The following is a 23,759-nucleotide window of genomic DNA, read 5'->3' as shown; positions in this document are numbered from 1 at the left end:
GATAGCAGATTGGTTATTGAATAAGAAAATTATTTAAAGACTAACAGTTACTGGTATAATTTTATGTACCACACACATTATGACAAACCGGGTATTGTTGGTATTGCTTGGCCTGTTGCCAGTTGTAAGCACCCTGGCGCAGGATATGCCGCAAGGCAAACAGGTGTACAGCAGCGATTTTGTAATTGATGAAATACCCCGCAGGATATCTTTTTACCTTCCTGAAAATTATGGCAGCAAAGATTTTTATCCTTTGCTTATTGTACTGCCGGGCAAAAAAGAAAGCGGCAACAACTTTATTAAGAATTACGGCGATGAGTTGCATACCAGTGCTGATTCCGCGGGCTGTGTTATTCTTTATCCTGAAGCTTTGGCAAGCGGGTGGCATACAGGCAGCAAAGATTCTGTAAACGATGCGGGCTTCATCAGCATTATGATAACTTATTTTACCCAGCAATACCGTTGTAACCCCAATAACATTTATGCCGCAGGTTTTGAAACCGGCGCGGATATGGCTTACCGCCTGGCCTGCAACTATCCCCACATTATGACGGCAATCGCGGCCATTGGGGCGCAGCAAAAATGTACGGTACCGGAAAACGTTAAGGTAATGGAATTTACCAGTGCAATACCCGGCAATAGTAAAACGGCTTACAGCAAGGCGCTGCTGGCTGGGTTTGATTTTTTGATGAAACAAAACAGGTAAATCGGCTAAGCGTTTAAAACTTCAATACTTGCCCTGCTGGTGATGCCGCGGTATGTCTTTCATTTTCATTTTATTAAGCCTGTCCGCAAAAGCAGCAGTGCAATGTCATTAAGTTAAGCTGTCAGCCTGAGCCTGTCGAAGGCGGATTGGTGAAAAAGCGGCTTGCATAACCCCGGTTTCGACAAGCTCAACCTGACATTCGTTTCCTTAACTTAATGACATTGAGCAGCAGCGTGTTGCACTTTCGGGTGAGGGATTGAAGCGGTTACCCCGGTGAGGCCTTCGCAGCCAGGCTTTGTGCCGGAGTAATAGCGGAAAGCCCGGCCCGAGGTACGAGGGACACCCCCTAAAAAACCTTACATTAAAAGAATGCGACAACCCTTCACTCATTACGGGCCCTGAAAAACGACCTGTGGATAACCCGGCCAAAGCCACGCTTATTTATCAACACATCTTTACAAGTTTGCATAAAATTTTGCTTATGCCCCCGTGTTTGTGTTGGTGTAAGTACCAACTTTGTAATTGCAAAAAACGCCTTTTCTTTTATCATGCCCGTGTACAATCAGAGCCGAAGCAGAGTAATACAGATAATTTTCATCGCAATTTTTCTCATCATTGTGGCGCAACTGCTTAACCTGCAGTTATTCTCCTCTAAGTATAAACTACAGGCCGAAAGCAATGCCATTTACCGCAAAGTAGTTTACCCGGACCGGGGTATTATTTATGACCGCAAGCGCAAAGCCGTTCTGGAAAATACCATTATGTACGACCTGGTGATTACCCCGTCGGAAATACGCCAGACAGACACGTTTGCCCTTTGCAATATATTGGGTATAGACACTGCCGAGTTTAAGAAAAGGGTGCTTACATCCATCATTAAAAACTCCCGGTACAAACCCAGCGTGTTTGTGCCGCTGCTTACGCCGGAGCTGTATGCACGCCTGAACGAGAACATGTACAAATTTCCGGGCTTTGTGCTGCAGGAGCGGCCGGTTAGGGCTTACCCTTTTGGCGCGGCGGGCAATGTGCTGGGTTACCTGGGAGAGGTAGATACAGGTTTTTTACGCAAGCATGTGGAAGAAGGGTATGAAATGGGCGATTACGCCGGCATGACCGGGCTTGAGCGCAGCTATGAAAGGGTGCTGATGGGGCAGCGGGGCGTAAAACAGTTTATACGCGATAACCGCGGCCGCCTGCAGGGCTCTTTTGAAAACGGCATGTACGATACCACCGCCATAGCAGGCAAAAGCCTTTACCTGAGCCTGGATGTGGAACTGCAACAGTTGGGTGAACAGCTAATGACCAATAAAGTGGGCAGCATTGTGGCTATTGACCCTAAAACGGGCGGCATTCTGTGCATGGTTAGCGCCCCCACTTACAACCCCAACTACTTAACAGGCCCCGAGAGAAGAAAACACTTTTCTGAATTGTTTACAGACCCCCGGCTGCCCCTGCTTAACCGCACCATGGGCACCTACTATTCGCCGGGCTCTACTTTTAAAACCGTGGTGGGCATTATAGGCATGGCAGAAGGCGTTATTGACGATAAAATGACGGTTAGCTGCCCCGGCGCTTACTATGGTTGCGGCCGTATGGGCTGCCACGCTGCCGGTACTTTTAACCTGCGGGGCGCCATTTCAAAATCCTGTAACAGCTATTTTGCGGTGGCTTTTCGCCGGGAGCTTGACCAGCCGGGCATGCCCAGCCGCGACAGTGCCTTGAGTTCCTTTAACCAATACGCTTATTCTTTTGGGTTGGGCAACCGCCTGGGGGTTGACCTGCCTTCGGAAAAAAGGGGCAACATACCTACCGGTAAGTATTACCAGAAAATATTTGGCAAAAAATGGCAGAGCTGTAATATTATCTCCAACAGCATTGGCCAGGGCGAAATACTTACCACGCTTACGCAGCTTTCTAATGTGATGGCCATTATTGCCAACAAAGGCTGGTATTACACGCCGCACCTGGTGGACAGCATTGAAGATGGCGACACGTTTAAAATGCTGGAACCTTACCGCCAAAAACATTATACAAAAGATATAGACCCCGCCATTTTTGAAGCCGTGCACGATGGTATGCAGGGTACCATGGAATTTGGTACCGGCGCCGCGGCTAAAGTACCTGGTGTAGTAGTGTGCGGCAAAACGGGCACGGTAGAAAACTCGGCCAAAGTGGATGGCAAAATGGAAAAACAAAAAGACCATGCCTTTTTTGGCGCTTTTGCCCCCAGGGATAACCCCCGCATTGCCATTGCGGTAATGTGCGAGAATGCCGGTTTTGGTTCTACTTCCGCGGCACCCATTGCCAGCCTGCTGATTGAAAAATACCTGAAAGATTCCATTACCGACCCCCGCCGCAAAGCGGAAGTTGACAGGCTTACCAAAATGAACCTGATACCCAACCGGATGAGACGGGAAATGGTTAAGCTGGATTCCATACGCAGGGTAAAAGACAGTATGCGCATCATAAAAGAAAGGGCGGCCAAAGAAGCAAGGGATACCGTGGATATAGAAGAGCAGCCCGAGTTCGATTCAAAATCCGGCAACAATGCACCGCGTACACAGCCCGGGCAAACTACCAACCCGCCATCCACCGGCGGCGCCCCTGCCAACGACAGCAGCAGCCGAAAACCGGCTACACTAAAAACACCGGCGGCCATTATTAACGGCGACGATAAAAAGAACAACAGAAACTACAAAAAAGTGTAATGGCACATCAGCATAAATCTATTTCTCAGGGTATTGACTGGCTGGTTATCTGGTTGTATGCTGCACTGGTGGCCATTGGCATCCTTTGCATTTTTATGGTAGAATACCGGCCGGATGTTAACTGGCTAAGCTCTTTCCTGGGTGGGCAAACCAATTACAGCAAGCAGCTCATCTTTGCCGGCCTGTGCGTGGTGGTAGCTACTTTTATACTGCTGAGCGATAGTAAATTATACACCGCCTTTGCCAACCTATTATACATGTTTGGCATATTGCTTATGCTGGCCACTTTTGTAATAGGGCGGGATGTAAAGGGCTCCCAAAGCTGGATTGCCCTGGGCGGCGGCTTTAACCTGCAGCCGGCAGAACTGTGTAAAATATTTACCGCCCTGGCGCTGGCCAAATACCTGAGCATGCAGGATATGGATTTTTCCAAATTGCGCTCCCAGTTAATTGCCGGCGCCATTGTGTTGTTACCCGCCGTGCTCTCCCGCATGCAGCACGAAACAGGGTTGGCGCTGGTGTATTTCAGCTTTTTTGTAACCATGTACCGCGAAGGCCTGCCCGGTAAAATACTGGTAATAGGCGTATCATTCGGTGTGCTGGTAGTGGCCACACTGGTAATAGCCCCCAATACCCTGGCCATTATTTTAACCATTATTGCAGGCCTGGTTATTTATTTTATGTGGAGGAAGATAAGGAGAAACAGAACGCTGCTGCTTGTTATACTGCTTATATGGGCTGCATGTGTAGGCATACAGCGTTTTGCCGTTCCTTATATATTTAATAATGTTTTTGAGTGCTACCAAAGCCAGCGCATTTTTAGCGCCGTAGGCCAGGATTATGACTGTAGCCAGAATAAACATTCTCAAAACAGCAGCGATAAAAACAAAGCAGCCTACAAACCCGATGATTACAATGTTAGGCAAAGTAAAATAGCCATAGGCTCGGGCGGCATTTTTGGCCGGGGCTTTTTAAAAGGCACACAAACACGTGGCAAGTACGTGCCCGAACAGCATACAGATTTTATTTTTACTTCGCTTGGCGAAGCGTTCGGGTTTATAGGCTGCGTGGTATTCCTGGGCATTTATATGATACTGCTCTTCCGCATTGTATGGATAGCAGAGCGGCAGCGAAGCACCTTTAGCCGCGTATATGCTTACAGCGTGGTTAGCATTCTGCTGTTTCATATTACAGTAAATGTGTGTATGACTATCGGGCTCTTTCCCATCATAGGTATCGCACTGCCACTCATCAGTTACGGCGGCTCGTCGTTGCTTACTTTTACAGTGCTTATTTTCATACTGCTGCGCCTTGATGCAGACAGGCAGATGGTGCTCCGGTAAAATTATTATCGCCAGGGTATCTTCGGCAAAATTCTTGGGGCTGTCGCCTTCACCGCTTTACTAAACAGCAGTTCCGGCTTTCCACTGCAACTCCTCGCCGCCTTCGCTACGCTCCGGCGGCTGCGGGGTTTCCGTTTCAATCCGGCAGCCATTGGGCGGCGGGAATACTATTTAGCTTTGCCCACCATATTTAAACCAATCATGTTAAACATGCTGCAACACTGCCATCATTAAGCAAAAACCTATACATGTAATGCATAATTTGCGAACTTAATTTTATAGTAGAGGGCTTTACATGAAATGCATTTTTACCATTTGCTCTAACAATTACCTTGCCCAGGCAAGCATTTTGGGCAAATCATTACAGCAGTTTGAGCCAGGTGTTGCTTTCTTTATCTTTTTATGCGATGAGAAAAACAGCCAGATTGATTATGCCGCTTTGCCGGCAAACGAAGTTGTACCCGTAGAAGATATTGAGCCGGAATTGCATAACCTTGTTTTAAAGTATAATATTATAGAGCTGAACACCTGCCTTAAACCAACAGCCATTGAATACCTTTTTACGCAACGAAAAGCTACAAATGTATTATACCTCGATCCTGATATTAAACTGTATGCCCCTTTAACAGAATTGTACAGCGAGTTTCAAAATTTTTCAATTTTACTTACCCCTCACATTTATACACCGGTGCCGATAGACGATAAGAAACCAAGCGAAAATACTTTCCTTGTTTACGGGCTGTATAACCTGGGCTTTATAGGGCTAAAGAATGACAGCGAAGCTAACCGGCTGGTTGCCTGGTGGAAAGAGCAAACGTACAAAAGGGGCTACTTTGCAACCGCTATTGGCCAGTTTGTTGATCAACTGCCGATTAATCACGTTCCTGTTTTTTTTAAAGGTGTTAAAGTATTGGAAGACCGGGGCTTAAACATGGCGCCATGGAACCTTCATGAACGATCTTTAAAACAGGTTAATGGCAGCTATTATTTAAATAATGGCGATAAGCTTATATTCTTTCACTTCAGCTCTTTTATGGTAGATAAAAACGAGTTACCGCTAATGCATTATGACCGGTATAAGCTTGAAGACAGGCCCGATTTAAAAACCATTTATGCCGAATACAACGAAGAATTAAAAGCAGCAGGTTACTTTTTTTACAGGCAGTTTACATCCAGCTATTCTGCTATGAAAGAAGAACACGACTGGCAACAGAAACCTTTGTTGAAAAGGCTTTTTAAACGCAGGAAATAATGCAACCAGCAGCTAAAAGAAATTATCCTCCCCTTTTAACCTGTTTCTTAGCTTTTTGTAACTGTAGCGCCAGTATATAAACAGGCCCAGGCTCTCTTTTATCAGTTTCGGTTTGTCTTGCTTAAATAACACATCATTATTGGTAGAAGAAAAACCGGCCATGTTGTACAGAACCATGTCTATGGGGTAATACCTTTTTGTAAAAGAACTGTTGCCCCACACTTTTATATTCAAATCGTAATCCCCAAAAACGCGGTATTTCAGGCTATACCCATACTCTTTAAAAACCCGTGCAGGGTAAAGTATGGCCTGATGGTTAATGCAGTACTTGGCAAGCCGGTATTTGCTAAATGGCCCGCTTAAAATATCGTAAGATGGCTTTTTGCCCTCTGAAATAAATGGTACACTGTTACCGTAGTAAACAGTATCAGAATCTTTTAGGTTTTGTGCCATCTGGCTAAAAGACGGCAACAATTTATCATCCGCACCCAGAAAATGTATCCATTCCCCTCTCGCCATTTTTAAACCTTTATTAAAGGCATCGTAAATACCTTTGTCCGGCCCGCTAACCCATGTAAGGGCAATTTTTTTAAAATTCTTAATAATGTCAACTGTGCCGTCTGTGCTACCGCCGTCAACTATCACCACTTCCATTTGTTTGAATTGTTGCGCAGCTATTGATTCAAGGCACTCCCTTAAATACGGCGCCGCGTTAAACGTAGCGATAATGATGCTTATCACTATCTCACTTTCATGGTTATCTAAGCGGGACTCTTTCATGGTGGCGCCAAAATTAAACACTTAATTTTACCCCGGCTTTTTTAAACCCCTGCTTAACAGTAAGAGGTAAATATTTTTATGACTTCATATATTGTTCAATCACCGGTATTACTTTTAATATTTAACCGCCCAGACCTCGGCCTTCAGGTATTTAATGCCATCAAAGCTGTTAAGCCCTCAAAACTTTACATTGCAGCGGATGGCCCACGGCAAAACAATACATCAGATATAGAGCTATGCAACCAGGCAAGGGCCATTACACAATTGGTAGATTGGGATTGTACAGTAAAAACTTTGTTCAGAACCGAAAATAAAGGGTGCAAAGTGGCGGTATCTTCTGCTATTGACTGGTTTTTTGAGCAGGAAGAAGAAGGCATTATTCTGGAAGATGACTGCCTGCCCGTTACCAGTTTCTTTTTTTTCTGTGATAAACTTTTACAGCACTACCGTTTTGATACACGCATACACAACATTACCGGCACCAACCTGCAAAACGGGCAAACCTGGGGTGATGGCAGCTATTACTTATCCCAATACAGCAATATATGGGGCTGGGCAAGCTGGCGGCGTGTATGGAAAAAGTACGATGCATCTCTGGCCAAATACACAGAAGAAAACGCCCAATCTGCCCTGGAAAATATTTTTACAGACAGGTTTCTTATACAGGATTGGATAAAAATATTTAATGACCTCAAGCAAAACAAAATAGACACCTGGGATTACCAGCTAAACTTTATCACCTTCTTTGAAAACGGACTGTGCATTACGCCTAACGTTAACCTCATCCGTAACATAGGCTTTCGTAACGATGCTACACACACTTTCGATCCTGCCAATCATCATGCTGATTTAGCGGTTGGCGAAATAGAACATATCACCCACCCCATATGTATGTACCCGCAGAAAGCCGCGGATTATTATTTCATTAAAAAAGAGTTTGGCCTGGAGGAACGCTGGAAACGTTACAACAAAAAAACAAAACGCTTTAAGCGGTGGGTACGAGGTCTTTTTAAATAAAATCAATAGCATGCAGCAAAGCATAGACTATAGCATTGTTATCTGTACTTACAATCCTGATGAAAGGTTGCTAACCCGCTGTTTGCAGGCCGTCAGTAATTTAAACCGGCAAGGCCTTTCAACAGAAACAATACTGGTTGACAATAACAGCGTGATACCCGTTAAAAGCCTGCCCTATATACAGGTATTTCTGCAACAGGTACCCAACCTGCAAATTATTACAGAAGTAAAACAAGGCGTGCAACATGCACGTATTGCCGCTATTGAAAAGGCCACAGGCAATCACATTGTATATATTGATTATGATAACGAACCAGAAAGCGATTACCTGCAACAGCTACATATATTAAACACTGCCTACCCACAGGTAGCAGCTTGGGGGCCTGGCCATGTAACGGTTGATTTTATTGATGGCGTTCCCCAACACCTGGAAGGCTACGCCCGTAATGCTTTCCAGGAAAGGCACGGGCAAGCGGTGCAGTATGCATCAAAGCAAGAATGGCAACCTTGCTACCCCTTTGGTACCGGCCTTTGTACCAAGGCCAACATTCTTAAAGAATATAACCGGTTGGCAGCGCAAGACAGGTTTACGCTAAGCGGCCGCAGCGGCACAAAACTATCCAGTGGCGAGGATACACAAATGGTTTTGCTATGCATCAGCATGGGTTATGCCGCAGGTGTAGCGCCGGCATTAAAACTGCGGCACATAATACCGGGCAGCAGGGTTAACATGGCCTATCTCAGGCGGCTGGCTTATGGTACGGCAGTATGTTACGAAACCTGCCTATGCCAGGTATTTCCGCAGCGCAGGCAGGTGTTGCAGCAAAAACTAATAACGCCCTCAAAATTCAGCAGGCAGGCTATAAAAAAATTCATCCGTATGCGGTTTAGTACAAACCCATTCGCGGTGTTTTCGTTCATCGGTTTCCTGGCCATGCATGCGGGCATATATACAGCGCTTGGCAAACCATTGCCATGGCCGGTAAAAAAACTGGTTGGCTATTTAAAACTGCAATAATCGCCCTGCCGCTAAAGCGATATGGTTTTAACGCAGCAAGATATTTGCAGAGCATGAATAATAAACAGGGGGTGCCCCCAAGCTATCGCAAGGGGTCGGGCTTTCCGCTATTACTCCGGCACAAATGCCGCGCCGCAATGGCCTCACCGGGGTAACCGCTTCAATCCCTCACCCAAAGTGCAGCTTCTTGCTTCCTTAACATGCAGGTTGATGTGCAATATCTAAGCAACAAGAATGTTGCTCAAAAAATTGAGTGCAGAATATGCAGGATAATGAAAAGGCATACCAGGTTTCCGTTATCATCTGTTGCTACAACAGTGCAGCCCGTCTGCCCGAAACTTTGCAGCACCTTGCCCGCCAGGCAGTACCAGAAGGTTTTTTATGGCAGTTATTAATTGTAAACAACGCTTCTACAGACGATACTGCCACTGCGGCAAACCATCTGTGGAATACATTGAAGCCAGCCAACGTTTTGCTCAGCATTATCAACGAGCCGCGGCCCGGGCAAATGCATGCCCGTAAAACCGGAGTGCAGCAGGCTTTGGCAGAATGTATTGTATTTTGCGATGATGACAACTGGTTGGATAAAAACTATGTGTACACCGCTTACCATACGCTAAACCAGGATGCCCGGATAGGTGCTGCCGGCGGCCAAAACCTGCCGGTAACAGATGCTCCCGAATACCCTGGGTGGTGGGAGGAATACAAGGATAAATACGCTACCGGCATCCCTGCTGCACAATCCGGCGACATATCGCACAGGGGCTTTATTCTTGGCGCAGGTATGGTTACACGCAGGCAGCTTTTTTTACAGTTGCTGGATGAAAAATATCCATCCCTGCTAAATGGGCGCAATGGCGAAAAACTAAGCACCGGCGATGATTTTGAGTACAGCAAACGGTTATTGCTGCGCGGCTACACTTTATATTATAACCAGCAGTTAAAGCTGCAGCATTTTATACCGCAGGAAAGGTTAACATTGGCCTACAGAAACCGCCTGATGGAGGGTATTGATGAAGCTGGCCAAATGTTAAAGCACTATGATGATGCGTGGTTTGTTGTACGCAAACACGGCCACAAAAACAGGCTTAAGCTTGCCGTAATGGCGCCATTACGTATTTTACTGGCAAAGCTTGGTATATCCCGCAGAAGTGTGGAAGAGGAGAGGCTTAAGCTGTTTTACCTTACGCCGTTTAATAGCAGTGGCAACCCGGAAAAAATGCGGATTAAAAAATTTTTGCAACACAAGTAACAATCATGTGGCCATTTAAGAAAAAACAGCAACACCGGTCTCTATTTAAAATATTCTCTTACTACAACAGTAAGGTAAACCCCGATGTTCCCCGCTACCAAAAAGCCGTCTTTGATAAAATGGGGCTTAGCATTAACCACATCGTTAATGAAAAGTACCTGGAGCATGGCGAGTTTCTCAACTACATTACAACAACAGTTACAGACACGGACTATCTCATCATTTTCGATATTGACTGCATACCGGTTAACCGCTACTGGCTGCCTTTGCTATTAAACGACCTCCTGCAACCACGTACACTTGCCGGTGCAGCTCAAACCGCTAACCACCTGCGGGATAGTAAGAACCTGTATATATCTCCCTTCTTTTTCGGCGTATCAACAGCTTACCTGCGGGAGCTTAACTATCCGGATCTTAAAATGACTGACGACATGGACGGTGGGCAAAACCTCACGGAGCAGGTACTTAAAACAGGCGGCAACCTTAAGTACTGGTGGCCTACGCATATTGAAGAAGAAATGTGGTATTTGCACCACCCGCAGCACAACAAATTTGGCTTAGGCACAACCTATAACAATGCCATTTACCACGCCTTTTATTCCAGGGAAAACAAATCGCAGAACTTTATTGACAAGTGCAAAGCCATACTGGCCGACGATTCAATATAGCAGCCATGCTACCCGGGTCTGAAAAGCTGCCCATAGAACCGAACGATGAAGTGCTTGATTATTATTTGCTCTTCACTGAAAGACCAAATAATAACAAAACCATGTTTGCAACAGGCGATGCCATAAAAAAAACTGTTGCTGGTATCTAAAAATATAATGTGGGAAACATTACTTTACCACATACGTTTTCTTTTCTGTGCCTATGCCCTTTAGCGTTAAACTCTTCCAGCCTGTGGGCAGCTTGGTTTTTACCTGTATAATGCCGTTGGGCGTAATATCAAGCCCGCCAAAACCCATTAACACGCATTGCAGAATACCGCCTGCGCCGGTAGCAAAATAAGGGTTGGTGCCACCCTTGGTTTCTGCTATTACCCTAAATGGCGGGTTAAGGTTGGGAATATAGGAATCCTTAAAAAAGTGGGCCGCTTTTTCCGCATCGCCGAGCCTGGAATACAGCAGGGCAAAAATAGCCTGCGTCATGGCAGGTGTGCCCTCGTTGGGTACGCGGGTTGAGTAATAGTCGAGGTCTTTTTTAATTTGAGTGGCATCGGTGATTTCTTTTAAGGGATAGGCCAGCAGGTTAACATCTCCCTGTTTAATGCCCTCGCCGTTGTAGGTGGCATGTTCACGTGTAACGCCATCATTCATTTTTAAAACAGGTATGTTATCCGCAACATGCTTCCAGTCGGCATCGGCGTTAAGACCAAGCAGCTTTGCAGCCTCAGAAGCGGCATAAAGGTTGGCTTTGGCGGCCGCGTTGGTGAAGGCATTATTATCCACATTCTCCGCCCACTCATCGGCGGCTACCACGTTCTTTATATCGTAGCGTCCCGGGCCATTACGTTCCACACGGCTGGCCCAAAAATCGGCGGTGGCGGAAAGTATAGGCCAACCTTTTTCTCTAAGCCAGTTTTTGTCTTGTGTTACGCAGTAGTAGTTCCAGGCCGCCAGGGCAACATCCGCGGTAATATGGTGCTCAAAGGGGCCGCTTAGCGCCCAGACGGGCGTTTCTTCAACGCCGCTTTCCGCACTTTCCCAGGGGTACATGGCACCCTTAAAGCCGTGTGAAAAAGCATTACGCCTGGCCGCTTCCAGCCTGTTGTAGCGGTACTCAACCATGCTTTTTGCAAGGGCAGGGTTCAACACCAGCAGTGCGGGGTACATCCATAAATCCGCATCCCAGAAAATATGCCCGTTGTAGCCTAAGCCAGAGAGGCCCATCGGCGACAAGGAATAGCCGGTACCCTCCCGCATAAAAGCATACAGGTGGTACAACATGCTGTGCACATCCTGCTGAGCCTGTGCATCGCCATCTATCATAATGTCACTCTTCCAAAGTTCGTCCCATGCTTTGTTGTGAAAGCTTATTAACCGCTCACGGCCTTCCAGTTTGGCGTACAGCGTCATGCGCTCCGCTTCGTTTAACGGGTCATCATGGTGTGCCGATGTTATAGACGAGCCTACAATAGAAAAGCGGTACGTTTCGCCAGCCTTAATGGTACGGGAAAACTTCATGAGGTGCATGTTATTGTCCCACATTTCGTGGATAACCTTTGGTTCGTGGCCATGCCCCTCGCTGAACAAAAAAGTATTGGATGCACACATGAGCAGTTTGCCTGTAGGGCTTTTGGCAGAGGATGTAAGCAGAGAAATGGTTACATGCGGCCTGTCAATTTCGTTGTAATAGTTCTGCACATCCCGTAGCGCATCCGGCGCTTCCATAATGCTGGCGCCGCCAATGGTAATATCTTTTTTCGCGGTAACCTCCACATCCATCAGCACTGTAAAAGGCAAATGCCGCAGGGAATAGTAAGTTGTTTTTACAGTGGCTTTATCCGTATAGTTAAAGCTGCTGGTAAAGCCGCCATGCTGCATATCCAGCATTTGCTTAAAACCTGTAACAGATTTGGCATCTACCTTTTTACCATCCACCTCCAGGTACATATTCAGCAGGTTAAAGCTGCGCAGAAAATTACTTACCCTGCCACGGCCGTAAAGGTCGTAAGCGCCGGCCAGCACAACATCTTTTACTTTAAACGGTTCCGGGCTGCTAACAATGCCAATCATACCGTTGGCCGCCGTTATACCGTAATAGTCAGATGGGTTTATGTTATCGGCCTGTATTATCCAGGGATCTTGCGCAAAAGCAGCTTTGGTACAGAAGCAACAGAGCAATAGGATTATTTTTTTCATATGCAGTATTTCAAACCGTTGAAAAACGAAAATAAGTATAAAACCAAAAGAAGCCATCGGCTAAAGCAACTGGTTGCCGGGCAGGATATTATTTGGAGCCCGGCAGCAGGAAGCCCCCATCCCCTGAAGGGGGCATTATGAGCCCAGCGGCAGGAACATTCATTAGGCGTTCCTTGCGTCGCACTCTTGTGCTGTTGAATTTCTATGCAGCTTTTCCCACCTTGTGGATGTTCGCCATCATCGCCGGTACGTATTGTACAGGCAGGCTGTGTCACCACCGCGCCAGGGATTGAAGCGGCTACCCCGGTGAGGCCATCGCAGCAAGGCTTTTGTGCCGGAGTAATAGCGGAAAGCCCGGCCCCTTGCGCAGCTTGGGGAGGCGCCATAATGCTTATCTTTACTTTATGCGCACCCGGCGCCATTGTTACTACCAATTAATAAGCTATGACTCCCCGCAGAAAATTTATACAACAGGCCGCGGCGCTGGCAGGCGCTTTTTCGGCCAGCAGTTTATTTAACCAGTTGCATGCCGGCGCTTTTGAGAAAGCAGGCTTGCGCATTGAAGGCCTGGCGCCGGAAGAAGCTGCCGGAGACGAAGACTACTGGAGCGTTATTCAACAGGCTTATACCGTAAACCCTAACATTATTAACCTGAATAATGGCGGTGTTAGCCCATCGCCTAAAGTAGTGCAGGATGCCGTTGAACGTTACAACCGCATGAGCAATGAAGGGCCATCTTATTTTATGTGGCGCATACTGGACCAGGGCCGCGAACCCCTGCGCCAAAAGCTGGCCGCTTTGGCCGGCTGCCATGCGGAGGAAATTGCTGTTAACCGTAACTCTACCGAAGCGCTGAACACGGTTATCTATGGGCTGCCGCTAAAAGCCGGTGACGAAGTGATTGGTACCAAACAGGATTATCCTAACATGATACAGGCCTGGAAACAACGGGCCCTGCGGGAAGGGATAAACTATAAGCAGATAAATTTTGATTTTCCTGTTGAAAATGATGATGAAATAGTGACGGCTTTTGAAAAGGCTATTACACCTAAAACAAAACTGCTGCACATTACACACCTGATTAACTGGGTGGGCCAGATAATGCCTGTAAAAAAAATAAGCCAGATGGCGCATGCCAGGGGTATTGAAGTGCTGTGCGACAGTGCCCACGCTTTTGGCCTGCTTGACTTTAGCTTTCCCGACCTGGAATGTGACTATGCCGGAACCAGCCTGCACAAGTTCTTAAGTGCGCCTATCGGCAGCGGAATGCTGTACATTAAAAGGGAAAAGATTGAAAAAATATGGCCGTTGCTCTGTAATGACAAGCCCCAAAGCGGCGACATCAGGAAGTTTGAAACACTGGGTACACGCAGCTTTCCTATAGAGCAGGGCATTGGCGAAGCGCTTAACTTTCATAACGCCATAGGCCCCAAAAGAAAAGAAGAGCGTATACGGTATCTTAAAAACTACTGGGCGCAAAAAGTAAAAGCAATACCGGGCGTACAGTTACATACATCGCTGGATGCCCGTTACTCCTGCGCTATTTGCGGCGTTAGCGTTAAGGGCATAACGCCCGGCGAACTTAGCGACATGTTGTTTTCTTCTTATAAAATTCATACGGTAGGTATTGAATGGGAAAATATTCGTTGTGTACGTGTAACGCCGCATGTGTACACCCCCTTGCAGGATTTGGATACACTGGTAAGGGCTATTGGGGAAATTGCAGATAAAACGAAAGCATAGTGGTTTTGTAACAGTATTGAGGTTTTACCTGTGAGCTGGTAAACTTGTAAAGAATACTGTTGGATGAAAACAAAAAACTCTGCTATTAACAGCAGAGTTACAATTCGTTTGAGGGCAAGCAACGGAACTTAGTTCCTGCAATTGATGAAAACAAAAGGCTTTAGAGTTTTAGCCTGGGCCGTTTGCCAAATAACAGGTGGTTGGTGAATGATTTTGTACCGGTTTACATCAACAACTTCATTGGCAAGGCAAAACACGTCCATGGTTTCTGCATGGTAAAGCAACCCATGTAAAAGTTCAACTTCATGTTCAAACTCTTCAGGGTTTTTTGTAAAGCTTTTTGTAAGCACCAGTAAATCCCTGTTTCGCTGGAAGCTCATAACCGCTGGGTTTACAAAATATAAAAATCAAAATCTTTTTAACCTACTATGCCCCTGCGTTGCGGGCAACCACAATTCTTACCGCTTTTCCCGCCATACATATTGCGGTTGCATGAAGACAATATTACAATACTCAGTAACAACAAAATGATGGTAAAGTTTACTTTTCTCTTCATAAATTGTTTCCTCAAAATACTATTTTTTTAAACACTGAAATAATTAAAAATCAAGCTGGATAAAAAAACTTCATCATATCATGTACTTGTTGCCCCGCTTGACTGGGGCCTGGGCCATGCAACCCGCTGCATACCCGTTGTACAAACACTTCTTAAAATGGGTTGCAAAGTTAGCATTGCCACAGATGGGCCACAACTGTCTTTGCTACAACATGAATTTCCGCAACTGGATTTCCTGGTTTTAAAGGGTTATAATGTTGTATACGCAACTAATAAACGGTTTTTGCCCGTTAAAATATTGCAGCAAGCCCCAAAAATTCTCAAAAAAATAAGAGCTGAACACGCATGGCTCCAGCGAATTATTCTTGAAAAAGGTATTGACCTGGTTATTTCTGACAATCGCTTTGGCCTTTATACCCGTTTGGCGCCCTGCATTTTTATAACCCACCAGTTGCAGATACAGGCGCCTTACCGGTGGTTACAAAACATTATTCAAAAAATTAACTACAAGTACATTAACCGTTTTACAGAATGCTGGGTGTCCGACCGGGAGGAGCAGGAGAATATAGCCGGTAACCTAAGCCATCCCCGCCGCTTGCCGGCCATTCCGGTACGTTATCTGGGTATCCTTTCCAGGTTTGATTCTACTGTAGCTGAAAATCAAAAATATGACTGGCTGATAGCGCTTTCCGGGCCCGAGCCGCAACGTACACTGCTGGAGGAAAAAGTATTAGCTGCTGCCGCCGCATTTGCCAACCAGGCATTGCTGGTACGTGGCAAACCCGGGGAAACAGGTATCTTGCCAAAGGCTGAAGGCATTACAATAGTTAACCACCTGGCCGGGCGGGATATGGAACGGGCTTTTCGCCAGGCAAAGTTTATTATTTGCCGCAGTGGTTATACAACTATCATGGAACTTGTAAGCCTGCAAAAAAAAGCGATGCTGATACCCACACCCGGCCAAACCGAGCAGGAATACCTTGCAAAACGCCTGATGGAGCAGGGCTGGTTTTTTAGCTGTAACCAGCACGATGACCTGTTACAGAAAATTAAGGATGCGCAAAGTTTTAATTACACGCTTCCTGAATTGCCCAAAAACAGGCTTGAAGAAATATTGAAAAACTTTCTGGAAAAACATACCACCCCCGGGTAATCTTACAGTAGCAACCACGCATTAAGAATGCGGGTACCGGGCTGTTGTCAGGCAGTTTTTTTAGGGTAATCAAAAAACCAGAATTCTTTAGGGGCGCCGGCAAATTCCTTCCAGCTTTTGGCTTTAACTTTTACAGCAAATACACTGCAGGTAGGCATATCATCAATAGCGGTGGTAGTAAGTTCTGTTGCAAATTCACTGATTCCGGGATTATGGGAAAAAACAGCAATACAGTTAAATTTATCATCCGTGCCCGCTATTACCTCTAAAAATGCTTCCTCATCTGCATTAAATAATTGCTTGTATTCAATAATATCATCTTTTTTTATGCCATAGGCTTCGGCAAAATAGGTAGCAGTAGTAATGGCCCGTTTTGCCGGGCTTGAAATAAAGGCATCAATAGCTATTTTTTTGTCTTTTAGCTTTTTAGCCATGTATGGGGCATCAGCATGCCCGCGGTCATTTAGCGGGCGGTCAAAATCCTTAAGCATGGGGTTATCCCAACTGCTTTTAGCATGACGAACCAGGAGTAACTGTTTCACGTAAAGAATTTTTAATGTTTTTTACGCCATAACCAGGGCTGTCTTCCAATTACAACTACCTACATACTATTGTTGCAGCTTATCATGCTGAATTTACCGGGGTAAGGAGCATTGTTTTATGACGGCTTTCTAAAGTTGGCTAAATTTTTTGATTCGCAGATAATCTATCCTATGTTTTTATATTTCAGCGGTAATCAACTTAACGCCGTCAACTTTTTGTTTAAGAAAAAAATGGAGAGTTTTATTTGGTCTTGAACAGTTTATTCTTATCCCCCACAGGTTGAATTACTTTAAAAATGGTTACAGGCTGTTGCCGGCCGCGCAATTCCAGGTTGGCTACTTCCTCATATTGGTAACCTTCTTCTCTAAATAAGCTTTTCAGTTCGTGGGAAATAAGCAGGTCTGCAGAATAAACCCTGCACTGTTCCAGCATGCGGGAACAGGTATTTAGCGTATCGCCGGTAAACACAATTTCTTTTTTTATCCTGCCAATTTCACCAACGGTAACATTACCACAATGTATCGCTGCTTTAAAACCGGGTGTTACGCCGTATTTTTTTTCATAGTACTGTCCTTTTTCGTTTATTAATTGTTTAATAGCGTAAAAGCATTTAATACAGTTTTGGCCTTCAAGGCCTTTTTTCAGTTTCCAGTTTATTACCACCTCATCCCCAACGTACTGGTAGATTTCTCCGCGACTATTAATGATTGGGCCGGTACAGTGGTTAAAAAAGTCATTCAACAGGCTGAACCATTTTTCGTGGCCGAGCTTTTCTGCAAGGGTAGTGGAGGAAGTAATATCAAGGAACATAAAAATCCGGCTCTCTTCTTTAGGCCTGTAGTATTTACCCACCAACAGGTTGAAAAAAACACCCTGTCCATACTTTTCGTTTACATGAAGCAACATAATAGTAAGGCCGGCCACAATACCCCAGAACAGGGTATTGTACCAAAGGATGGGGCTGCTAAAAATGTTTATTGACTCCGTAACCACCTGCGCATTCCATAACGGTTGTGAAAACCGGAAACTGTTAAATAGCAGGCCACCGAAAAAGGTAATTACTATAATAAGGGAGAGAATGATAACAACATTCAACAAAATGCTTATGTCCAGCGGGAAACGGCGAAATTTTTCACGTAGCACAAATACAATCATACCGCCGCCAGACAAGCCGGCAAGGGGTACAATCATAAGAGATAGTACAATGTTAATCCCAAGCTTAAATTTACTGATACCGCCCAATTGCGACACGGTTTTTAAAAGCAGGTAGTTGAGTATATCGTTAAGCAGCGCCAGCAAAGACCAGCAAACAATAATGACCAGTACTGTTTTCCATTTTAGCCGTATAGTGGGCGATAATTTCATTACAAAGGGACAATAAAGATTGTTTTAAAGAGCAGGAAACGATACGGAGGAAGATGCCCGGGTGAGGGATTGGAGCGGATACCCCGCTGAAGCTTTGCAGCGCTGCCTTGTGGCGGAGTATGAGCGAAAAGCCCGACCCGAGGAACGAGGGGCACCCCCTGAAAACTTCTGTTTTATTCAATAAGCAACAGCCATAATCCAGGGGTGCCCTATCAATATTAGTTAACAGCCACCCTATTTATTTTTTTGCCTCAGGTTTAGGTTTCAGGTACTTGTCTAAAAACTCCAGTGTTTTGCGTGATGTGGTCATCTGGTTTTCCTTTTTTACAAAGCCATGGCCTTCATCGGGGTAAACAATGTACTCAACCGGCACGCCATTTTTCTTTACGCCTTCTACAATTTCATCACTTTCCACTTTTAGCACACGCACATCGTTAGCGCCCTGGAAAACAATCAGTGGTTTTTTTATTTTCTGGTAATTGTATAAAGGCGATATGTTTCTCAGCCGTACGCTGTCTTCTGTACCGGGGTCTCCCAACTCATCATAAAGAGCCTTGCGAAAAGCCTCCCAGTAGGGCGGTATGCTGCGCAAAGTGCGCAGCCAGTTGGCCACGCCAAACAAGTCAACCCCAACTTTAAATTCATCCGGCTGAAAAGCCAAGGCCGCCAGCACCATACAACCGCCGTAACTGCCGCCGTAGATGCCGATAGCGCTGCTGTCAATATAATCCTGCTGTGCCAGCCATTTTTTACCCCATACACAATCTTTAAGATCACCATTGCTGTGATCTTTATTGTCCATTTTGTAAAAGGTTTTACCATAACCGCTGCTACCCCTGTTGTTTACCGCCAGCACCGCGTAACCATGGTTTACCAGGTATTGAATTGAATTGCTGAAACCAACACGGCTCTGCCCGCCGGGCCCACCGTGAACCCATATAAGCGCCGGCACCTTATTGTTTTTGTCTGCCTGTAACGGCTTGTAATATATGGCCGGAATTTCTTTGTCATCAAATGATTTAAATCGCACCACTTCTGCTTTCACCAGGTCATCCTGCTTAATTTCTTTATTAAGTGTGGAGGTAAGTTGTTTAAGGTCTTTATTATCCAGGTTATATACGTACAGGTTAGGGGGGCTGGTACTGCTGCCTACGGTAAGCAACAATTTTTTCTCGCTGCGGGATATGATAATGCCCAGTACATCGCCATCCGGTATTTCAGGAAAGTCAATTTTTTTGTTACTGGCATGGTCAAACAGCAGCACTTTGTTCTTTCCATCCTCATTTACAAATATGGTATGGTATTTTTCATTTTCGCTAAGGCTCATACTTGCCACATCCCACTTATCCTCGTAATATCTTTCTGTTTTACCGCTATTAATGTTATACTTTACCAGGTAGCTGTATTCAGCACCATCGTTGCTGGTATAGTACATAATGCTGTCATTTTTTTCAAAAGCCTGCGCATTCCAGGTAGCCTCATTATCATTGCTTATACGTTTCATTTGCCTGGTAGTACGGTCATACAGGTACAGGTCATTTTTATCAGTGGTAATTTCTTTGGTAAGAGCCAGGTACCTTTCGCTTTCGCTAATGCCGGAAGCGGTAAAACCAGAATCGTTCTGGTACAGCAACACCGGCTTCCATGTAGTGGTATCCAGCTTCCATATATCAAAAAACTGAGGGTTACGTTTATTGCTGCTTATATACAAGGCCTTATTGTCGCTGCTCCAGCCTGCAAAGCTATTGGCGCTTTTAGGCCATGGCGTTAAATCTTTGCCTGCTGTATCTCCTTTATTGGCTAAAAAAACATGAGAATTTTCATCACCCCCATTATCGGCAGAATATAAAAACTTATCACTACCCGGCAGGTAATCAACACTGTAGAAGGATTCTTTTTTTGATGTGGTAAGCGGGCTTAGCAAAGTATCGGCTATACTTAATTCATATACATTATAAATGCCGGTGTTGTTATTATCCACCAAAACTTTGGTTTCATCGGCATTAAAGCCAGATGCTATCACAGATTTGTTGTTGTATAACTGCTCAATAGAATACTGTTGCGGCATCCTGCCTTTCTGCTCCTGCGTTTCCTCTTTGCAGGCAGCAAGTGTTAGCAGGGCCAGCATAACGGCGGCTGTTAGTTGTTTCATACTATTGCTTTATACCGAAATTTACAATAGTATTTAATGCAATACATACAAACACGGTTATCCGGGTATAGATTTTTTATACCCTTCGGGTATAGTGACAATTTTTATGAACCCATCACCAGGAACAGGTATGGGGCATTGTTGCGTATGTCCCGAGAGGTACGATTCGGGATCGCACACTTGTACGGTTGGGTACGCTGCGCAGCTTTTCCCACCGTGCAGTTCCGGCGCCAGGGTTAGAGGCAGGGGGTAGGTTACGGGCACAAAAAAACCCATCCCTGTTGAGGATGGGCTTTTAAATAAATATGGCGACTACCTACTCTCCCGCATGATAGTGCAGTACCATCGGCCATGGGGGGCTTAACTTCTCTGTTCGGAATGGGAAGAGGTGAACACCCCCGGAAAAATCACCATAAGAAGGTGAGCTGTGAGCCTTCAGCCCTCAGCTTAATAATGTACATATTGGGATTGCTTTCTTATCTTAAGTATCTTATTGTTTTTAACACCTCCTTACCTCCCCTTCAGGGGATGAGGGGCGGGTTAAAAAAATTAAAGCTTACGGGCAATTAGTACTGCTCGGCTTTGATGTTACCATCTTTATACCTGCAGCCTATCAACGTCATCGTCTCTGACAGCCCTTAAAAGTAAACTCATCTTGAGGAAGGTTTCACGCTTAGATGCTTTCAGCGTTTATCCTGTCCGTACATAGCTACTCTGCATTGCAGTTGGCACCACAACAGATACACCAGCGGTACGTGCGACCCGGTCCTCTCGTACTAAGGTCACGTCCTCTCAATTTACTTGCGCCCACCACAGATAGGGACCGAACTGTCTTGCGACGTTCTGAACCCAGTTCACGTGCCACTTTAATCGGCGAACAGCCGAACCCTTGGGACCTTCTCCAGCCCCAGGATGTGACGAACCGACATCGAGGTGCCAAACCTTACCGTCGATATGAGCTCTTGGGTAAGATCAGCCTGTTATCCCCGGAGTACCTTTTATCCTTTGAGCGATGGCCCTTCCATGCAGAACCACCGGATCACTTTAGCCAGCTTTCGCTCCTGCTCGGCTTGTCTGCCTCACAGTCAAGCACCCTTTTACTAATGCGCTCTATGTACGATTACCAACCGTACTGAGGGTACCTTTGCGAGCCTCCGTTACTTTTTAGGAGGCGACCACCCCAGTCAAACTACCCACCATGCAATGTCTCCCGCTCAGGGATTAGGTTCTAAGCAAACAAAGGTTGGTATTTCAACGTTGACTCCACAATGCCTGGCGACACTGCTTCATAGTCTCCCAACTATCCTACACATTGTTTGCTCAAAATCAATGCAAAGTTGTAGTGAAGGTTCACGGGGTCTTTCCGTCCCGTGGCGGGTAACCGGCATCTTCACCGATACTACAATTTCACCGGGCTCGTGGAGGAGACAGTGTTCAACTCATTAGACCATTCGTGCAGGTCGGAACTTACCCGACAAGGAATTTCGCTACCTTAGGACCGTTATAGTTACGGCCGCCGTTTACCGGGGCTTCAGTCAGAAGCTTTGGATTGCTCCGAACATCCTTCCTTAACCTTCCGGCACCGGGCAGGTATCAGGCTCTATACGTCATCTTTCGATTTTGCAGGGCCCTGTGTTTTTGTTAAACAGTTGGTTGAACCATTTTACTGTGACCGCATCGCTGCGGTACGCTTTATCCCGAAGTTACAGCGTCAATTTGCCTAGTTCCTTCTCCACGGCTCACCCGAGCGCCTTAGAATACTCATCCCGTCTACCTGTGTCGGTTTGCGGTACTGGCTGCCATACTCGCTTTTCTTGGAATCGCTTTTATACCTTCGCCTCCCCCGAAGGTTCAGCTCAGCGCCCTATTCCGTCAGGACGCAGGTACCACGGCAATCCGTCACTTTCATTGTATAGCAGGTAAAGGAATATTAACCTTCTTTCCATCAGATGCCCCTTTCGGGTTTTCCTAAGGACCAGACTAACCCTGATCCGATTAACGTTGATCAGGAACCCTTAGACTTTCGGCGATGGAGTTTTTCACTCCATTTATCGTTACTTATGCCTACATTTTCTTTTGAAACCGCTCCAGCATGCGTCGCCGCACACCTTCTATGCTGTTTCAATGCTCCCCTACCACTCGCACAATTAAGTTTGAGTTTAGAACTTCGGTTCGTAGTTTGATGCCCGATTATTTTCCGTGCGGGACCTCTCGACCAGTGAGCTGTTACGCACTCTTTAAATGAATTGCTGCTTCCAAGCAAACATCCTGGCTGTTTTAGAAGTCCTACCTCGTTTGATCAACTTAACTACGTATTAGGGACCTTAGTTGCTAATCTGGGTTATTTCCCTCTCGGCCACGGACCTTAGCGCCCGCAGCCTCACTCCCGGAGATATATGACAGCATTCGGAGTTTGTCAGGGTTTGGTAGGCGGTGAAGCCCCCTAGCCCAATCAGTAGCTCTACCTCTGTCATACTTCTATATCCGAGGCTGTTCCTAAAAACATTTCGGGGAGAACGAGCTATCTCTCAGTTTGATTGGCCTTTCACCCCTATCCACAGGTCATCCCAAGACTTTTCAACGTCAACGGGTTCGGTCCTCCATCCTGTGTTACCAGAACTTCAACCTGCCCATGGATAGATCACAAAGTTTCGCGTCTGCCCCCACTGACTAAACGCCCTGTTTGGACTCGCTTTCGCTACGGCTCCGTTAAATATGAACTTAACCTCGCCAGTGAGGAGCAACTCGTAGGCTCATTATGCAAAAGGCACGCCGTCATCCCGATAAATCGGGACTCCGACCGCTTGTAGGCGCACGGTTTCAGGTACTATTTCACTCCCCTGTTCGGGGTGCTTTTCACCTTTCCCTTACGGTACTGGTTCACTATCGGTGTCTGAGGAGTATTTAGCCTTACCAGATGGTGCTGGCAGATTCACGCAGGATTCCTCCGGTCCCGCGCTACTCAGGATACTGCTCGTTACTGCTAATTTATACCTACGGGGCTATCACCCGCTTTGGCCTCACTTTCCAGAAAGTTCGGTTTGATAACAGCTTCTAAATGCAGTCCTACAACCCTCAAGCGGCACGCCGCTCAAGTTTGGGCTCTTCCCTTTTCGCTCGCCACTACTCAGGGAATCATTGTTATTTTCTTTTCCTCCGCCTACTTAGATGTTTCAGTTCAGCGGGTTGGCCCCCTTGCGGGTACTATACCTTCAGTATAGTGGGTTGTCCCATTCGGAAATCTCCGGATATAATGCTTGTGTGCAGCTCCCCGAAGCTTATCGCAGCTTACCACGTCCTTCTTCGCCTC

At 45.9% G+C, this 23,759-nt stretch carries 16 protein-coding genes and 2 rRNA genes (1 of these 18 cut by a window edge); 10 read left to right on the top strand and 8 right to left on the bottom strand.

Translation table 11 applies throughout. The annotated features are described in order from the left end of the window. Positions 1 to 79 precede the first annotated feature (79 nt). The 4 genes from F0364_RS03120 to F0364_RS03105 all read left to right on the top strand — a co-directional run bounded on the left by F0364_RS03120 (position 80) and on the right by F0364_RS03105 (position 6,009). Positions 80 to 706, top strand: a complete 627-nt coding sequence (locus F0364_RS03120) for a CE1 family esterase (protein WP_153796292.1) — start codon at positions 80 to 82, stop codon at positions 704 to 706. Between the two features lie 548 nt (positions 707 to 1,254). Continuing rightward, the gene (gene mrdA, locus F0364_RS03115; protein ID WP_153796291.1) at positions 1,255 to 3,414 is read left to right on the top strand and encodes a penicillin-binding protein 2; all 2,160 of its coding nucleotides are present in this window, start codon (positions 1,255 to 1,257) and stop codon (positions 3,412 to 3,414) included. Next, positions 3,414 to 4,757, top strand: a complete 1,344-nt coding sequence (rodA, locus tag F0364_RS03110) for a rod shape-determining protein RodA (RefSeq protein WP_153796290.1) — start codon at positions 3,414 to 3,416, stop codon at positions 4,755 to 4,757. Before mrdA ends, rodA begins: the two co-directional genes overlap by 1 nt. A gap of 295 nt (positions 4,758 to 5,052) precedes the next feature. Beyond that, on the top strand, positions 5,053 to 6,009 hold the full coding sequence (locus F0364_RS03105) for a hypothetical protein (protein ID WP_153796289.1): 957 nt from the start codon (positions 5,053 to 5,055) through the stop codon (positions 6,007 to 6,009). A gap of 12 nt (positions 6,010 to 6,021) precedes the next feature. On the opposite strand, the gene F0364_RS03100 is transcribed toward F0364_RS03105, so the two are convergent. After that, the gene (locus F0364_RS03100; RefSeq protein WP_153796288.1) at positions 6,022 to 6,789 is read right to left on the bottom strand and encodes a glycosyltransferase family 2 protein; all 768 of its coding nucleotides are present in this window, start codon (positions 6,787 to 6,789) and stop codon (positions 6,022 to 6,024) included. A gap of 78 nt (positions 6,790 to 6,867) precedes the next feature. On the opposite strand from F0364_RS03100, the gene F0364_RS03095 reads away from it, so the two are divergent. The 4 genes from F0364_RS03095 (at position 6,868) to F0364_RS03080 (ending at position 10,744) form a co-directional block, all read left to right on the top strand. Then, positions 6,868 to 7,806, top strand: coding sequence for a nucleotide-diphospho-sugar transferase (locus F0364_RS03095; protein ID WP_153796287.1), 939 nt, complete (start codon positions 6,868 to 6,870; stop codon positions 7,804 to 7,806). A 10-nt stretch (positions 7,807 to 7,816) separates the two neighbouring features. After that, positions 7,817 to 8,824, top strand: coding sequence for a glycosyltransferase (locus F0364_RS03090; RefSeq protein ID WP_153796286.1), 1,008 nt, complete (start codon positions 7,817 to 7,819; stop codon positions 8,822 to 8,824). 262 nt (positions 8,825 to 9,086) lie between these two features. Next, positions 9,087 to 10,076, top strand: coding sequence for a glycosyltransferase (locus tag F0364_RS03085; RefSeq protein ID WP_153796285.1), 990 nt, complete (start codon positions 9,087 to 9,089; stop codon positions 10,074 to 10,076). Between the two features lie 5 nt (positions 10,077 to 10,081). Continuing rightward, positions 10,082 to 10,744: a hypothetical protein gene (locus F0364_RS03080; protein WP_153796284.1), complete on the top strand. Its 663-nt coding sequence runs from the start codon at positions 10,082 to 10,084 to the stop codon at positions 10,742 to 10,744. 168 nt (positions 10,745 to 10,912) lie between these two features. On the opposite strand, the gene F0364_RS03075 is transcribed toward F0364_RS03080, so the two are convergent. Next, positions 10,913 to 12,937, bottom strand: a complete 2,025-nt coding sequence (locus F0364_RS03075) for a kojibiose hydrolase (protein ID WP_153796283.1) — start codon at positions 12,935 to 12,937, stop codon at positions 10,913 to 10,915. Positions 12,938 to 13,381: 444 nt separating this feature from the next. Here F0364_RS03075 and F0364_RS03070 point away from each other — a divergent pair, with 444 nt between their 5' ends. Further along, positions 13,382 to 14,680, top strand: a complete 1,299-nt coding sequence (locus F0364_RS03070) for an aminotransferase class V-fold PLP-dependent enzyme (protein ID WP_153796282.1) — start codon at positions 13,382 to 13,384, stop codon at positions 14,678 to 14,680. Between the two features lie 128 nt (positions 14,681 to 14,808). On the opposite strand, the gene F0364_RS03065 is transcribed toward F0364_RS03070, so the two are convergent. Next, complete coding sequence (locus tag F0364_RS03065; protein ID WP_153796281.1) at positions 14,809 to 15,060, bottom strand: hypothetical protein; 252 nt, start codon at positions 15,058 to 15,060, stop codon at positions 14,809 to 14,811. Positions 15,061 to 15,393: 333 nt separating this feature from the next. On the opposite strand from F0364_RS03065, the gene F0364_RS03060 reads away from it, so the two are divergent. Further along, positions 15,394 to 16,389 (top strand): glycosyltransferase, encoded by a 996-nt coding sequence (locus F0364_RS03060; RefSeq protein ID WP_153796280.1) that lies wholly within the window; start codon positions 15,394 to 15,396, stop codon positions 16,387 to 16,389. Positions 16,390 to 16,436: 47 nt separating this feature from the next. Here F0364_RS03060 and F0364_RS03055 read toward each other — a convergent pair whose 3' ends face one another. The 5 genes from F0364_RS03055 to F0364_RS03035 form a co-directional block, all read right to left on the bottom strand. Continuing rightward, on the bottom strand, positions 16,437 to 16,931 hold the full coding sequence (locus tag F0364_RS03055) for a SixA phosphatase family protein (RefSeq protein ID WP_153796279.1): 495 nt from the start codon (positions 16,929 to 16,931) through the stop codon (positions 16,437 to 16,439). A gap of 241 nt (positions 16,932 to 17,172) precedes the next feature. Continuing rightward, positions 17,173 to 18,297, bottom strand: coding sequence for an adenylate/guanylate cyclase domain-containing protein (locus F0364_RS03050; protein ID WP_153796278.1), 1,125 nt, complete (start codon positions 18,295 to 18,297; stop codon positions 17,173 to 17,175). Between the two features lie 238 nt (positions 18,298 to 18,535). Beyond that, entirely contained in the window at positions 18,536 to 20,449 is a 1,914-nt protein-coding gene (locus F0364_RS03045; RefSeq protein WP_153796277.1) for a S9 family peptidase, read from the bottom strand. Positions 20,450 to 20,752: 303 nt separating this feature from the next. Then, positions 20,753 to 20,864, bottom strand: a 5S ribosomal RNA gene (rrf, locus tag F0364_RS03040). 131 nt (positions 20,865 to 20,995) lie between these two features. Then, positions 20,996 to 23,759, bottom strand: a 23S ribosomal RNA gene (locus F0364_RS03035); it runs 43 nt beyond the window's last position.

It is taken from the genome of Foetidibacter luteolus (assembly GCF_009650435.1).
In the GTDB taxonomy this organism is placed as follows: Bacteria; Bacteroidota; Bacteroidia; order Chitinophagales; family Chitinophagaceae; genus Foetidibacter; species Foetidibacter luteolus.
Note: the sequence above shows the minus strand (reverse complement) of the source record. Positions and strands in the feature narration are given on the sequence as shown.

Excerpts from the sequence above, each read along its gene's own strand:
- F0364_RS03085 (WP_153796285.1), top strand. The coding sequence starts at position 9,087 with ATGCAGGATAATGAAAAGGCATACCAGGTTTCCGTTATCATCTGTTGC.
- F0364_RS03100 (WP_153796288.1), bottom strand. The coding sequence starts at position 6,789 with ATGAAAGAGTCCCGCTTAGATAACCATGAAAGTGAGATAGTGATAAGC.
- F0364_RS03050 (WP_153796278.1), bottom strand. The coding sequence starts at position 18,297 with ATGAAATTATCGCCCACTATACGGCTAAAATGGAAAACAGTACTGGTC.
- F0364_RS03090 (WP_153796286.1), top strand. The coding sequence starts at position 7,817 with ATGCAGCAAAGCATAGACTATAGCATTGTTATCTGTACTTACAATCCT.
- F0364_RS03060 (WP_153796280.1), top strand. The coding sequence starts at position 15,394 with ATGGGTTGCAAAGTTAGCATTGCCACAGATGGGCCACAACTGTCTTTG.
- F0364_RS03075 (WP_153796283.1), bottom strand. The coding sequence starts at position 12,937 with ATGAAAAAAATAATCCTATTGCTCTGTTGCTTCTGTACCAAAGCTGCT.
- F0364_RS03120 (WP_153796292.1), top strand. The coding sequence starts at position 80 with ATGACAAACCGGGTATTGTTGGTATTGCTTGGCCTGTTGCCAGTTGTA.
- F0364_RS03065 (WP_153796281.1), bottom strand. The coding sequence starts at position 15,060 with ATGAGCTTCCAGCGAAACAGGGATTTACTGGTGCTTACAAAAAGCTTT.
- rodA (WP_153796290.1), top strand. The coding sequence starts at position 3,414 with ATGGCACATCAGCATAAATCTATTTCTCAGGGTATTGACTGGCTGGTT.
- F0364_RS03070 (WP_153796282.1), top strand. The coding sequence starts at position 13,382 with ATGACTCCCCGCAGAAAATTTATACAACAGGCCGCGGCGCTGGCAGGC.
- F0364_RS03095 (WP_153796287.1), top strand. The coding sequence starts at position 6,868 with ATGACTTCATATATTGTTCAATCACCGGTATTACTTTTAATATTTAAC.
- mrdA (WP_153796291.1), top strand. The coding sequence starts at position 1,255 with ATGCCCGTGTACAATCAGAGCCGAAGCAGAGTAATACAGATAATTTTC.
- F0364_RS03045 (WP_153796277.1), bottom strand. The coding sequence starts at position 20,449 with ATGAAACAACTAACAGCCGCCGTTATGCTGGCCCTGCTAACACTTGCT.
- F0364_RS03105 (WP_153796289.1), top strand. The coding sequence starts at position 5,053 with ATGAAATGCATTTTTACCATTTGCTCTAACAATTACCTTGCCCAGGCA.
- F0364_RS03080 (WP_153796284.1), top strand. The coding sequence starts at position 10,082 with ATGTGGCCATTTAAGAAAAAACAGCAACACCGGTCTCTATTTAAAATA.